The 13,976-nt window shown below is 46.1% G+C and carries 11 protein-coding genes; 6 read left to right on the top strand and 5 right to left on the bottom strand.

Going from position 1 to position 13,976, the window contains the following annotated elements; genetic code table 11:
• Positions 1-12 precede the first annotated feature (12 nt).
• Both D9Y29_RS12860 and D9Y29_RS12855 read left to right on the top strand, forming a co-directional pair.
• Positions 13-816 (top strand): MbnP family protein, encoded by an 804-nt coding sequence (locus tag D9Y29_RS12860; RefSeq protein ID WP_127128704.1) that lies wholly within the window; start codon positions 13-15, stop codon positions 814-816.
• A 2-nt stretch (positions 817-818) separates the two neighbouring features.
• A complete protein-coding gene (locus D9Y29_RS12855) occupies positions 819-1,865 on the top strand; it encodes a cytochrome-c peroxidase (RefSeq protein WP_127128702.1) in 1,047 nt (348 codons plus the stop codon).
• A 2-nt stretch (positions 1,866-1,867) separates the two neighbouring features.
• On the opposite strand, the gene D9Y29_RS12850 is transcribed toward D9Y29_RS12855, so the two are convergent.
• The gene (locus tag D9Y29_RS12850; protein ID WP_127128700.1) at positions 1,868-2,440 is read right to left on the bottom strand and encodes a hypothetical protein; all 573 of its coding nucleotides are present in this window, start codon (positions 2,438-2,440) and stop codon (positions 1,868-1,870) included.
• A 248-nt stretch (positions 2,441-2,688) separates the two neighbouring features.
• Here D9Y29_RS12850 and D9Y29_RS12845 point away from each other — a divergent pair, with 248 nt between their 5' ends.
• Complete coding sequence (locus tag D9Y29_RS12845; protein WP_127128698.1) at positions 2,689-3,327, top strand: NADPH-dependent F420 reductase; 639 nt, start codon at positions 2,689-2,691, stop codon at positions 3,325-3,327.
• A 2-nt stretch (positions 3,328-3,329) separates the two neighbouring features.
• On the opposite strand, the gene D9Y29_RS12840 is transcribed toward D9Y29_RS12845, so the two are convergent.
• Positions 3,330-4,610, bottom strand: coding sequence for a DUF5690 family protein (locus D9Y29_RS12840; RefSeq protein WP_241237913.1), 1,281 nt, complete (start codon positions 4,608-4,610; stop codon positions 3,330-3,332).
• 379 nt (positions 4,611-4,989) lie between these two features.
• On the opposite strand from D9Y29_RS12840, the gene D9Y29_RS12835 reads away from it, so the two are divergent.
• Together D9Y29_RS12835 and D9Y29_RS12830 are read left to right on the top strand one after the other, a co-directional pair.
• The gene (locus D9Y29_RS12835; RefSeq protein ID WP_127128696.1) at positions 4,990-5,826 is read left to right on the top strand and encodes a UDP-2,3-diacylglucosamine diphosphatase; all 837 of its coding nucleotides are present in this window, start codon (positions 4,990-4,992) and stop codon (positions 5,824-5,826) included.
• Positions 5,827-5,848: 22 nt separating this feature from the next.
• On the top strand, positions 5,849-6,883 hold the full coding sequence (locus tag D9Y29_RS12830; RefSeq protein WP_127128694.1) for a glycosyltransferase family protein: 1,035 nt from the start codon (positions 5,849-5,851) through the stop codon (positions 6,881-6,883).
• 581 nt (positions 6,884-7,464) lie between these two features.
• Here D9Y29_RS12830 and D9Y29_RS12825 read toward each other — a convergent pair.
• The 3 genes from D9Y29_RS12825 to D9Y29_RS12815 form a co-directional block, all read right to left on the bottom strand.
• On the bottom strand, positions 7,465-8,886 hold the full coding sequence (locus tag D9Y29_RS12825) for a hypothetical protein (protein ID WP_127128692.1): 1,422 nt from the start codon (positions 8,884-8,886) through the stop codon (positions 7,465-7,467).
• 47 nt (positions 8,887-8,933) lie between these two features.
• Positions 8,934-11,732 (bottom strand): TonB-dependent receptor, encoded by a 2,799-nt coding sequence (locus tag D9Y29_RS12820; protein ID WP_127128690.1) that lies wholly within the window; start codon positions 11,730-11,732, stop codon positions 8,934-8,936.
• Positions 11,733-11,890: 158 nt separating this feature from the next.
• Positions 11,891-13,111, bottom strand: a complete 1,221-nt coding sequence (locus D9Y29_RS12815; RefSeq protein WP_241237912.1) for a porin — start codon at positions 13,109-13,111, stop codon at positions 11,891-11,893.
• A 215-nt stretch (positions 13,112-13,326) separates the two neighbouring features.
• On the opposite strand from D9Y29_RS12815, the gene D9Y29_RS12810 reads away from it, so the two are divergent.
• Positions 13,327-13,974: a DUF47 domain-containing protein gene (locus D9Y29_RS12810; RefSeq protein ID WP_164735392.1), complete on the top strand. Its 648-nt coding sequence runs from the start codon at positions 13,327-13,329 to the stop codon at positions 13,972-13,974.
• The last annotated feature ends 2 nt before the right edge of the window (positions 13,975-13,976 follow it).

Genomic DNA, 13,976 nt, shown 5'->3' with positions numbered 1-13,976 from the left:
ACCACCAAATCTATGAACCAGAAACCAAGCCGCCTGCCTTATTACTTTATGATACCTCTGCTGGTATCCCTCATCGCCTCTGTCAGCAGTTGCCAGAAAGATGTAAAGAACGAAAACACCGGACAGGAAACCAATCTCACCATCAAATTCACGCCCGTTGTCAAATACGATTCAGTAAGAATGTATTTCGATACCACCACCTATACCAATGTGTGGAACGAAAATTTTGTTGTTACCAGTTTCAAATTCTATATCCGCGCCATCCGTTTATCCAACAGCAATACCGGAAAGGCTTTCGAAATTGCAGCAGACAAATATTTCCTGGTAGATTTCAAAGACTCACTTTCCACCCTGGTGAAAGTTGGGATACTACCGTCTAGCTATAACCGCCTTTCTTTCATCCTGGGAGTAGACAGCACCCATAATGTCAGCGGCGCCCAGACCGATGCGCTGGACCCTGCCAAAGGCATGTTCTGGACCTGGAACACCGGCTATATCTTTGCTAAATTCGAAGGCACTTCTCCTTCATCCACCGCACCGGGTAAACGATTCACTTACCATATCGGAGGTTTCAAAACCGGTGAAGATGTAAACAAGGAAATACAATTACTCTTTCCCTTCGGTACAGGGGTGAACATGGAAGGAGGCAAAAGCGCCGAGATCAATGTTACGGCGGATGTGTACGACTGGTTCAGTACACCTCATGATCTCAGGATCTCAAAACTAAACAGCATCATGACTGCCGGAACTGAAGCCAGGCAGGTTGCAGACAATTACTCTAAAATGTTCACCGTAATGACGGCCAAAACAGAATAGGCATGACAGTTAGATGGACCATATTGATTTCCTTATTCATTACACTGGGGGCAATACTGGTTCAGGCATGTAAAAAATCGGACAACGGCAAGGGCTCAGCCCCCACTCCCATCAGTTTCAATATTCCGCAGGGATGGCCATCGCCCCATTATGATTTTTCCGGCAACCCGCTTACGCAGGAAGGATTTGAGCTGGGAAGGAAATTATTCTATGATGGCCGGTTGTCTAAAGACGGTAATTTTCCCTGCGCCAGTTGTCATCAGCAGTTTGCAGCTTTCTCCACTTTCGATCATCCGCTGAGCCATGGTTTCGATAACCAGTTCACGCTTCGCAATGCACCGGGATTGTACAATATCGCCTGGCAGCCGGCAACACACTGGGACGGAGGCATTACTAACCTGGAAGTGCAACCGCTGGCGCCCATCACGGCCCCCAATGAAATGGCGGAAGACATCAACAATGTGTTGGAAAAACTGAAACAGGATGATCAATATCCATCTATGTTCAGGGCTGCTTTCGGAGACGCCGACATCAACAGCCAGCGCATGTTGCGTGCGCTTACACAGTTTGTAGGCAGCATGATCTCTGCCAATTCAAAATACGACAGGGTAAAAAAGGGAGCAACCCAATTCAGTCCGGATGAACAGACAGGTTATGCTATCTTCCAAAGTAAGTGCACCAGTTGTCATACTGAACCATTGTTCACGGATAACAGTTTCCGCAATACCGGAATTACCGTGGACCCTACCAACAAGGATTATGGAAGGATGAACATCACCAGGAGGCCGGAAGACTCTCTCAAATTCAAAGTGCCTTCCCTTCGCAATGTAGCAATCACAGCGCCATACGGGCATGATGGCCGCTTTCTCAGCATCAGCCAGATCCTGGAACACTACAACAGCGGTGTTCAGGATGGGCCTACTACAGATCCGCTGGTGAAAAACAAAATCCCACTATCGATAAACGATAAATTTTACCTGCTGCTTTTCCTGCGCACACTAACGGATTCCAGCTTCATTGCGGATAAAAGATTCGCACCACCGGAGTGATCTCAATATTGCAGCACGTCTTTCAGTAACCCATTTGAATTATAGGAGTATTCAAATTTTTCCTTGCCTTCCTTCGGTTGAACAAAGATGATCACACGCACCGGGTCTCCATCCGGATCATAGGCAGGCGCATTCACCAGGACCTCTTTAACGTGCAGATCGGACATCCTCAGTTCCGTATTCATTTTAGCAGTGCTTGACCTGATCAGTTCAGGTATCATTTTAAAGGATGCAACAGAATCAAGGGAGAATAAGATGGGTGGCTCAATCAAAGAGCCAATGAAAGTGGAACTGATCTGCGTCCATTTACCCCCGCGCAACTGGCGAACCTCAAGGCTGTCTTGATTCCGTTCGGCCACCCCGGTAATCGTCAGCACCAGTGCAGTTGAGTCTTCATAACGCATATGTATACTGGCATATCTGCCGCCCAGTCCGAACTGGGCCTGCAACTGGTAGATAATAGCGTTTATCCCATTTTCGGACTCATAGGGGTAAGCCTGGCCGGAACGGCAGCCTGTAAGCAGTATCAACGGGATCAGGAGTGTACATAACCCTCTTGCGAACAATTCTCTCATCCTTTCGTTTAAGATTTACGAATGTTTTTTTAGCTACTGCCTTAACAAATTGGATTTAATAGGATGTAGTAAGGAATAAGAAGAAAACTTCCGAACGAAAGGAAAATATTATGCCAAAATAGAAGGAAATTATTTTCGCGAACAGGAATTTTCTGCAAGTATTGACCGCAATCAAGCTATTGATAGGTAGCTGGTGAATATTTAAAAAGTAATTTTGCTTCTTTGCAACTATACAAGATCGATATAAAATGAAAATAGGAATACTGGGTGCCGGCAGTGTTGGTAAAGCGCTGGCCAAAGGATGGCTGGATGCTGGCCATTCCGTGAAGATCAGCAGCAGAGACCCGATGAGTGAAAGCCTTTTCACCTGGAAAGAGCAGATGGGGCCAGATTGCCAGATCGCAACATTTGAAGAATCGGCCGCATTCGGAGAGGTGATTGTGCTGGCCATCAACTGGAGTGGCGTGGAAGCCGTATTGAAACAAACGGGACAACAAGCCCTTCAGCATAAAGTGATCATCGATCTCTCCAATGCTGTTGAATTCAGCGAAACACCTCAACTCGCACTTAAAAATATTTCCGCTGGAGAACTCATTCAGCAATGGTTACCCGAAAGCCGGGTAGTGAAAACCCTCAATATGGTAGGATCAGCTACCATGGTGAATCCCAACTTCAGCCAGGGTATACCCGTGATGTTCCTCTGCGGCAACGATGCAGCTGCCAAGATCACTGTGCAGGAACTGCTCAATGCCATCGGATGGCGCGATGTGATAGACCTGGGCGATATAACCAGAAGTGCATTGCTGGAATCCCTCATGCTCACCTGCCTCATCAGCGAGATCAGGCAGCAGGAATTCGGTTCTGCCTTTGCGTTATTAAGGAAATAATCTCAGTCATTCATCATCGAATTGTATTTACGGCTGAAATACACCCAGGAATAGAACGTACCCGCAATACCGATCACCGAAAACATTATCACACCTTTGGGATAGAACTCAGTCCATGTCAGGCTTACCTGGAATACCTCTTTCGAAAGCATTACAAAGGAGCTGCCAAGGTATCCCCAGGCATCCACCAGGTAAATGAGAAAACCCACGTTGCCGGCTATGCGGAAACTGGCGATCAGGCGTTCGAAAAAGATGCTGTTGAAAGGGATATAGCCCATATACAATCCCAGGCCCACCAGTTGCATCCAGAGCGCGCCGCTGATCCTGCCGGAAATAAAAAGAAAGGATGAAATTCCTGAAAGCAGGAATCCTGCCAGGATTACCCAGTGTATCAGTTTCAATGCCCTGATATTTTTCCTCACCAGGATCAGCAGGCTCATCATGATGAGGATCGAGATGGAAGTGATGGTTTCTGTTTGTGTGAATATCGCGGGCTTCTTTCCATAGCCCAGCTCATTCCAGAGATTGGCCATGAAATTGTCTCGTATATCACGCATGATGGTGAGGAAAAGATAAGTGATGGTCAACGCCAATACACCTCCACCGAATGTTCTCAGGAATTGTAAACGGGCTTCCTTGCTCATAGGCACCCGAACAGTACGTTCCTGTATGTCCTGTTGATCAGGGTCCGGGATCCGCTCCATGAAGTACATGAAAATGATCAGGGGCACTGCAAATACAAGTCCTGTTGCGAATGCCAGCCATTGCTCCGGCACCTGCCAGCTGTCTCTCAGCCAAACTGCCACGGAGCGTGTGAAGCCGCCTGCAAAAACAAAGCTTACAGCTATGGCAGACCCGATCAGGTCGGTGGCCCTTCTTCCTTCCACATAGCTGAACACGATCCCCCACATGAAGCCGAGCATGAAGCCATTCACAAACAAACATAACATGCCCAAGGGTGCAGGCAGCAGGCCGAACAGCAGCAAGGAAAACCATGAAATCCCGATCAGTACAGCACTTGTTTTCCATCGTCCAAATCTTTTCATTTCTGAAATGAACCGGATGCCGGCAAATTTACTCAGCATGTACCCCAGTCCCTGGCTCACAATCAGCAACACCTGATAGCGTATGCCCCAGAACACCACTCCATCAAAAGTGGCTACAGTAAAAGGTTTTCGATAAGCAAATACACAAGTATAAGTAAGGAAGGCTACAATGGCTGCGTAGATCGCAATCATGATCTGTTTCCTGGAAAAAGTACTGGCAGGGATTCCGGTAGACAAGCTGATCAGGTTAGTGTTGGTGAAAGATTGCAATCATGTTACCAGTAAGATAAGGCATTGTTGTGAGAACCTGGGAATAAAAAAGGGCGAAACCTGGATAAGCTTCGCCGTCAACATTAAGAAACTGCTACGATTGCTCTTGATTTGCCTATAAAAAAATTTGTAGAGTATTCGTGATTGGACATGCAAGATCAGCATTGCATTTGATAAAAAGCACCGGTTCCGGTTTGGTTACAATTTATTAATAGCCATTTTTCGCATATACATGCCTGCTATACTTTAACACTTAATATTCGCTTCACAATAACAATACAATTCCTTAACTCCCTGTTTACGCACAGATCAGCTAATGGTTGGAATTTTGCTAAACCGCTCTCTAATGGAAAAACGACCAGTTGATGTTGTAGTGATCTCAGATGTGCACCTCGGCACATACGGATGCCGCGCCAAAGAATTGGTGGCCTACCTTAAAAGCATCACGCCCAACATCCTCATTCTGAATGGCGATATCATCGATTGCTGGCAGTTTTCAAAACGATACTTTCCAAGTTCGCATATGGCTGTGATCAAAGAAGTGCTGAACATGATGATGCAGGGCACGCGCGTGTTCTATATCACAGGCAACCACGATGAACAAATGCGCCGCTACTCTGATTTCCAGCTCAGCAACTTCACCCTTACAGACAAGCTTGTGCTGGAGATCGATAACAAAATGACCTGGATCTTCCACGGAGACGTATTCGACAATACCACCAAAGGCGGCGCCAAACTGCTGGCCAAACTGGGTAGCAACGGATATGGCGCCCTGATCCTTTTCAACCGGCTGGTGAACAGGATCCTGAAATCATTCGGCAGGGAAAAATTGTCCATCTCCAAAAAAGTGATGGCTGAAGTGAACAAGGCCGTTGTAAGGATCAATGACTTTGAAATGATCGCAGCCGAACTGGCCATCGATAAAAAGTATGATTACGTGATCTGCGGCCATATCCACCAGCCACAGAAAAGAGTGGTGAAAACCGAGAAGGGCGAAGTGATCTACCTCAACTCCGGCGACTGGGTGGAGCATCTCACAGCGCTTGAATACCAGCAGGGCGAATGGAAGATCTTCGAATACGACGAAGCCAAATTCCAGCATGTCCCAAACGCTGACAAGCGTATGCCCCTCAACGTGATCACAGACGAGATCAGTTTTTATATCAATTCACTTGCCATCTAACACAGTTCAAACAATTCAAAGGATGAAAATATTGTATGCAATTCAGGCTACCGGAAACGGACATATCAGCAGGGCGATGGAACTTCTTCCCTACCTGCAAAAGTTCGGAACGGTAGACATTTTTCTCAGCGGCGCCAACAGCACCTTACCGCTGGACGCGGAAATCAAATACCGTAGCCAGGGACTCAGCCTCTTCTATACCTGCAAGGGAAGCCTCAATTACAGGAAGATCATGAGCAATGTTTCGCCCTTCAGGATCATGAAGGAGATGCGGGAACTGCCGGTAGAAAAATATGACCTGGTGTTGAACGATTTCGAGTGCATCACATCCCTGGCCTGCGCTTACAAGAAAGTACCATCTGTGAACTTTGGTCACCAGGCGAGTTTTATGAGCGCCAAAACACCAAGACCTGAAAAGCCCAATAAGATCGGGGAATGGGTGCTTCAGAATTACGCTAAAGCCTCACAATACATCGGACTGCATTTCGAGAGCTATGATGATTTCATCTTCTCCCCTGTGATCAAGGAAGATATCCTGAAAGCTGAGGCCAGCAATAAGGGACATATCACTGTGTATCTTCCATCTTACTGCGATAACCAGTTGATGCAATACCTGCGTCCGCTCACTGATCATCGCTTTGAAGTTTTCTCCAAGGAGGTGAAGGAAGTGAAAACCGAAGGTCATGTTACCTTCATTCCTGTTGGCAGGGAAGCATTCAATAAAAGTCTTATCAGCTGTCACGGCATCGTATGCGGGGCCGGCTTTGAAACGCCTGCGGAGGCGCTCTATCTTAAAAAGAAGATGATAGCCATCCCCATCAAGGGGCAATACGAACAGCTCTGCAATGCAGCTGCGTTGAAGAAGATCGGTGTTCGCACACCAGAGAGTCTTGATGATGATTTCACTGATACATTCAACAACTGGGTGAATGATCCTGAAACGCCTGGCGTTACTTATCAATATTCAACTGAAGCTATCATCAACATACTGATGTATCGTTGTTCATCACTTCGCTATGAGCTGGATATTCCTTATCCTGATCTTATTTTCAACTAAGGTACACTAACTCTTTCCTGCGATTCTTATTGGATTAAACACGGGCCTTCCCAAATGCGAAAGCAGGCGGGGAGGCCTTTTGGTTGATGGAATAAAAAAAGCCGTCACGATAGAAATCGAACGGCGTTAGTCACATGAGAGGAAACCTCTCACTTAAGAAAAACATATAATGAGTTGGACAGTTCTATGGGTTCATACAACACAGAAGGACATGGAAAGGTTTAAACTTTTGCAGGCATTGGTATAATCATGTAGAAGGCAGCGCGCATTAACATTCAAATTTACACGATAATACTTTCAATTCCCAGCAACCGGATCAAGGATAATGATGAACGGTAATCAATGGTGGAATTACGCTACTATAATGATACGATGAAAACCTTATCCGCTGCGCGTTGAGCGGATTAAAATTCTCTAAACCTTATCCAGATTGGGAACTAAAAATACCCAACTGCCATGATTTTGATCTATGATAAGAGTTGAGAAAAAATGAATGAGTGTTAGTTTTCAAAAAGCAAACACCCTGGTTCAGTTGCCTGACCAGGGTGTTCTATTCCGAATGATTAACTAAGATACTTATCTTATTTGAAAGAGGTCCAACCTTTCCACCAGGTAGACTCAGCACCGGAAGCACCTACAGCACCTCTGAAGTTCACCTGATCAAAACCGGAAGCCAGTTTTGCATCAGTGAAATCAGCAGCACCTGCAGCGAGCAGCGGAGAACCTGCCTGAGGAGTGAAATCAGGACCATCATATTTGAAAGGATTGGCCAGCATCAGCTCAGCATTTGTAGCATAGATCTGATTGTTCTTGGCTGGTTCATTGAACCATGTCTGAAGGGCAGCCAGTCCCCAGTCAGCACCGCTGGCGTTCTTTACATAATCCAGTGGTTTAGCACAACCAGAGATGCTCACGTTCTTGATCACGAGTTTGTTGGCCGTAGCGTTGGCACTGGTAGCGTTGCCTTTTGAATCATCGATCAGGAGACCAATAGGCCATCCCATGAATACAGAGTTGAAGATAGAGATGGAAGAGTTACGACGGATCTGTGCAGCAGCCAGGAAGAGGCTGTTACCTTTGTTGTCGGTTGTAGCACGTGGTCCGATGATGGTCATATTGCTGTATACAGCTCCTGTTTGAGGAGTAAGTGTAGTACCGTTTGCATCGTTATCGCTTTCGAACGCTTCTACCTTGGAAATATCTGCACGGCTGGAATCTCTCAGTACGATACCATACTGGATCTTTCCGCTATAACCGTTATCAGTATCGAAATCATCGTCGAGCGTTTTGTAAGTAACGATATGCTTCAGGTTCACAGTACCACCGAAGCACTCGATAGCGTCATCCAGCGCATAAGCGATCTGAACATACTCGATAGTAGTACCGCGACCAACTGCACCCAGTGTAAGACTGTTCAGCTCTTTATCAGGAAGGAACGCGAAACCGGCGTACTCGATCCTTGCATATTTGAGGATACCTGAGTTATCATTGTCGTTGGGAGATCCTTCACCACCGTACAGACCATAGCCTGCTCCATTGTTCACGTTTCCTTCGATCTCACCGATACCGCTGCGGCCGTTGTAGGTTGCATTGGTAGAAGCGTTTCCAAGGATCACTACACCACCCCAGTCGCCTGCTCTCCTGTTGGCTTCAGAAGCCTCGGAAGTGAAAACGATGGGCTTGTCTGCAGTACCTTCAGCATTGATCTTTGCACCTTTGGTAATTACGAGTGTTCCTTTGGTAGCCAGTTCCCCATAAACGGTAATACCGGGCTTAACAGTGAAAGTAGCCCCATTGGTTACATACACCATGTTACGCAGGATGTATTTCTTGGAAGGATCATCCAGGGTCATAGATGAAGTAATATTACCTTCAATGATCACTTCATTACCATTGCCACCGTTATTACCACCGCCATTACCATCACCGTCAACTTCGATCTTACGGCAACTGGTTGCGATCAAAGCAGTGAGCGCGGCCAGCATTAAAAAGGACTTTTTCATTATCGCGTCGTTTAGAATTTTTAATATTGTATTTGTTGAGTAGCAGTTTAAAAGTTGTATCCGAATGTGAGGCTCACATTGGTGCCATAGTTACGTTTGATGGAGATCACATCTTCAGGATTTCCCTTATTGAAACCTTTGCTGTTGTTCAGGTTCTGATAGAAGTAAGCTCTTTTATTCAGCAGGTCCGAAACATTGAGCCTGATCTCACCTTTTTTATCAAGTACCTTTTTTGCAATCTGTAGATCCACCAGAGGTCTTGAAGCTTCCCAGATCTCAGGAAGTGGATCGTTACCTACATACAGGATACGGCGGCCGATCTGATTGTAAAGAACGGTTGCGCTCCAGCCTGATTGTTCATGGTCATATTGCAAAGACAGGTTGGCTACATAAGGCGACTGACCTTGTAAAGGGCGGTCCAGTTTGGTTCCTTCTTCACCTGTAACGCGGCTGTGGATGTAGGCAATATTTGATTGGATGGTGAAATTCTTGAAACCATTGATGAAGTCGAGCTTCTTTCTCACTTCTATTTCTGCACCGTAGTTCTTTGCCTGTTTTGCATTGATGAAGTTGAAAGAGTTACTGCTACCTGCGCCGGTCTGATTGAACATCTGTTCGATAGGATCTTCAAACTGTTTGTAGAATAAGCCAACAGTGAAAACCTCACCAGAACGTGGGTACAGTTCATACCTCAGGTCCAGGTTGGTAACCTTGGTACGTTTCAGGTTTGGATTACCCACTACTGTGGCTCCCAGCTCGAAATCATAGAAGGCCAGATTTGACAACTCACGGAACTCAGGCCTGATAACAGTTTGTGAAGCTGATAAGCGGATATTTGTAAGATTGTTTATTTTGAATGTTGCATTTACAGCGGGTAACCAGTCTCTAACCCTTGAACGCACGTGACGTGCATCTTTCGGATTTACACTTCCCACCAGTTGATCGAAATCTTCCACTCTCACACCCCATACCACGCGAAGCCAGTCGTTGAACTGATTATCCATTTGCAGGTAAGCAGCATTCAGGATTGAATTGGCGAGGTAGCGGAAATTAGGTTCGCTATATTCTTCAAATCCGAATCCGTTACCCCCGAAGTTTTCAGAAGCAAAAACCTGGTCAGCAGGCAATGCCTTTAATGCATTGTTGGAGCCGGGAGGCAGTACGATAGAGAAAGGCCTTGCATTGTACAGGCGATCCTTCACCTGGAAAAGGTATCCACCTTTTACGGTCTGTATGTTGTCGAACAATTTGAAAGTAGTGGTCCAGTCGCCTCCTGCATTATACAGGTAATCGCTGAGGTTGGAATAGAAGATACTTCCTGAGCGTTGTGAGTTGGATGCGCTCATCAGCAGCAACCAGTCGCCATTTGATTCCTGGTTGTACTGGATCCTGCGTTGGAAAGGAATGTACTGGTCCAGGATCGAGAAGCTGCCATACCATTTCAGTTTGGAAGAAAGGGTACTGAAGATATGGTCGCCCGCGATTTGCGTATTGAACAAAGTATTGCTCTTAAAGCTAAGCTCAGTTGCTCGGATCGGAGCAAAGAACTCATAATCGTATCCCGTTCTTTGCGTAGTATAATCAGTTGAATTGATATTGAAGATATTTTTTACAGAGATCTTGTGGTTGTTGTTCAACTGAACAGCCAGGTTTGCCATAGCGCCCCAGAGCACTTCCCTGCTGTACTTGATATTGTTGTACTGGTATGATGAATCCGCTTGTTTCAGGGAATTTCCAGGTACCTCAGTAACGTTGTAAATATTGTTGTCGAATGCAAGTCGCTTTGCATTGTTGGCATAAGTCAGGGCAAATACACCTCCGATCTTTTTATCGAAAAGCGTTCCGTTGAAACCGCCACTTGCCTGGAGCGACATATTCAAAGGAGCATTGCCTTTGCTGGCAGTCCAGATATTGGGAAACTTACTTCCCCACTGAGCTTTTTCAGCTTCGCTTAAATTATCACCTCTGAAAGCGCTCTTAGCTGGCATACCTGCTGGTAAGGCTCTTGCGCCATCATCGATTCCCAGGAAATCCAGGTCCCCACCTTTATAAGTATAGAAATCCTTCCCAATGGTTTGGGAGTTGAAACCCGTTCCCACCTGGATATTGAAAAAGTTTTTAGAAGGGATATCGCGGGTATTGATCTGGATCAGACCACCAGCCCACTCACCGCTCATTTCAGGAACGAAGGCTTTGTTGATGATGATATTGTCCAGCATCGCAGCAGGGAAGATATCAAAGGAGAATGTCTTCCTGTCTGGCTCTGTACTGGAGAGCTGAACGCCGTTCAGCATCGCCATATTATAACGGTCGCTCAGACCGCGCACCACCAGGTATTTTCCATCGATGATACTACTGCCTGGAATACGTTTCAGTACCTCCCCGGTGTTCTTGTCAGGAGAACGGCGGATAGACTCAGCGGAGATCACTGAAGCTACCGTATTGGTGTTCTTCTGGAACTGGATGAGGGAAGCCGTTGATGCCTTAACGGCTGATCTGCGGCTAGCCGTTACTGTTACAGTATTGAGGCTTTTACCGGAGTTTTCCAGAACGAAGATCTGGTCCAGTACCTGGCCGGCTGTAACTTCAACGTCATCGATGGTTTTGGGATCATATCCTACTGCAGACAATACCAGCTGGTATTTCTTGCCGGCCTGGAGATTGAGGGTGAAAAGGCCATCCACATCTGTGGTAGTACCACCCTGGGAGCCGGTGATCTTCACTGATACGCCGGGCAGGGGCTCATTCTTGTTGTTCAACACTTTGCCGGCAATTTTTCCGGTTTGGGCGAATGAAACAAAAGCGAGGCTAATCAAAGCAATAAAAAGAAGGAACTTTTTGCTCACAACAGTCTATTTAATGTGCGGCAAAAGTATCTGCGACCTATTATCGGTATGTTACCGGAATATTACCGAATTGTTAACTGAATAATGGCAGGGTTTCAATGTTACGCAATTGTTACGTGAATATTACCCCAGCATTACCAGATCGGCTAAAACCCTTATCAGAAGCGGAATTGCAAACGGCAGGTAAAAACATCATCTTCCAGGTCATCCGTATAACCAGCAAGCGAAGTGGATTCGTTTGTTACGCGGTCGTACCACAAAAACAGTTTCAGGTTTTGATTGATATAACGCACATACCCGAATCCGAGTGTATTGTATTTGATATCGGCAGGTGTAAGATTTCTCCCTGGCTCACCAATTTGTTTGCCGCTGACCGCAGTATTGGGATCGTACCAATCGTACTTCACCACCAACTGGTGAGAAGTATTTACGATATGTTGCAGAAAACAAATGAATGCGCCATTGAACTTCCTTTGATAGAAGGGTTCATTGGTGAGCGTGCCGGGCGTTTCCGAAGTGTTCGCATAGGCGGTCTGGTTACCAAACCAATATTCACCGCGCAATTCCGTGTTGCCCCATTTTGTTTTGAGCTTCCATTGCATGTCTGCCCCACGGTATTCGCGGGGTGATTTATCGTCTTTATTATCTTCGGAGGAATCCACCAGGAACTGTTTACCGGAAGAACCATCACCCATTTTGTAAATGTATTTGGTAGGACTGGCCAATCCTCCCTGAAGAATGGATACTCCCCCGGATAGGGTGAGCTTAGACGTTATGGGGTAAGGCTTCAGGCCAACATGTGCAATCAGGTCTTTATAACTGTCGTATTCATTGGGGCCGGTCATTCCCTGGCCGTTGAATACGCCCACATCTACTTTCAAGTACCTGAACGGATGATTTTTGACACGGGGGGAGAAAGATAACATTGCGCCGAGGTCGCGTTCCGTTTTCATAAGGATCTGGCTCATGCGGCCGCGCTCAGGCGCTTCACGGTCAGAGGAAGAAAGGTTGATCTCGTAACCGAAAGGACGGGCAAACATACCACCGGTTACCATAAAGAGTTGCCATTTGTTCTCGAACACCCTTCCCCAGAGGTCCCGGATATTGACGCCTCTTTCCGTTCCATCGAATTGTATCGCGAAATGAACGGTGGGTTGGTCCTTCTCATTATAATGTGCATAATCGAACCTGACCCGGCCGCGGCGAAGCATGAAACGGTTGTTTGCCCGGGTGGCGAAATCACCACCGCTATAACTCTTTGCGCCTTTGGAACTGGCAAACTGGAACTGTGGCTGCATGTAACCACCAATAATAATATGATCGAAACGCTTGAACATAGACAGCATACCCCGCCCCATGTCCTTTGTGGTATCGATCATATCCATAAGAAATTGAGCGTCAGACTTTTGAACAAAAAAAAGTAATCCCGCCAATAACGCTATCCTGGGTGTTCGTAACAATTTCTTCATACAAAGGTAACATTGCCCGCAAAGGTAAGAGGTACATCCAAGGTCATTGTTAAGAAATTATTACCAATTCACCTCTACCTTATCTCCGGTGTAATAGTTCTATTTTTGCCGCAAATTTTGATACAATGGGCTTGAATTCCATCATGAAGATCTTTATGCCGAAGGATAAGATTTTCTATTCATTGTTTGAGCAGGTTGCGCACACAGTAGCAAAAATGGGTAAACTCATGAAGGAAGTGGTTACAGAACCCGACTTCGACAAGAGAGCCGCCATCATCGCCCAGATAGAAGACCTTGAACATGTGAACGATGATTTCACGCATAAAATTTTCACCGAGCTCGGCCGCAACTTCATTACACCTTTCGATCGTGAAGACATCCATTACCTGGCAACCGCCCTGGATGATATTGCCGATTATATTTTCTCCTCTGCCAAGAAGATCAATTTCTATAAGGTGAATCCTAACGACCAGGGCATTCAGAAAATGGCAGACCTGATTGAGCAGGGGTCCGAGCAGATCAAGAATGCAGTGATTGAGTTGCGCAACATGAAGAACATGCGCCGCATCACAGACGCCCTGGTAAAGGTGAACAGTATCGAAAACCAGGCTGATGATATTTTTGATATGAGTATCGACCGTTTGTTCGAAACTGAGCCTGACGCCAAAGAAGTGATCAAGAAAAGAGAGATCTACCAGGTGCTGGAGATCGTTACAGACAAGTGTGAAGACGCTGCAAACGTGATCGAATCAATTATCATTAAATACGCATAACC

Source organism: Pseudoflavitalea rhizosphaerae, assembly GCF_003991355.1.
GTDB lineage: Bacteria > Bacteroidota > Bacteroidia > Chitinophagales > Chitinophagaceae > Pseudobacter > Pseudobacter rhizosphaerae.
Note: the sequence above shows the minus strand (reverse complement) of the source record. Positions and strands in the feature narration are given on the sequence as shown.

Bases quoted from the DNA above. Each gene is read 5' to 3' on its own strand.
- D9Y29_RS12860 (WP_127128704.1), top strand. From the start codon at position 13: ATGAACCAGAAACCAAGCCGCCTGCCTTATTACTTTATGATACCTCTG.
- D9Y29_RS12855 (WP_127128702.1), top strand. From the start codon at position 819: ATGACAGTTAGATGGACCATATTGATTTCCTTATTCATTACACTGGGG.
- D9Y29_RS12850 (WP_127128700.1), bottom strand. From the start codon at position 2,440: ATGAGAGAATTGTTCGCAAGAGGGTTATGTACACTCCTGATCCCGTTG.
- D9Y29_RS12845 (WP_127128698.1), top strand. From the start codon at position 2,689: ATGAAAATAGGAATACTGGGTGCCGGCAGTGTTGGTAAAGCGCTGGCC.
- D9Y29_RS12835 (WP_127128696.1), top strand. From the start codon at position 4,990: ATGGAAAAACGACCAGTTGATGTTGTAGTGATCTCAGATGTGCACCTC.
- D9Y29_RS12830 (WP_127128694.1), top strand. From the start codon at position 5,849: ATGAAAATATTGTATGCAATTCAGGCTACCGGAAACGGACATATCAGC.
- D9Y29_RS12825 (WP_127128692.1), bottom strand. From the start codon at position 8,886: ATGAAAAAGTCCTTTTTAATGCTGGCCGCGCTCACTGCTTTGATCGCA.
- D9Y29_RS12815 (WP_241237912.1), bottom strand. From the start codon at position 13,111: ATGATCGATACCACAAAGGACATGGGGCGGGGTATGCTGTCTATGTTC.
- D9Y29_RS12810 (WP_164735392.1), top strand. From the start codon at position 13,327: ATGGGCTTGAATTCCATCATGAAGATCTTTATGCCGAAGGATAAGATT.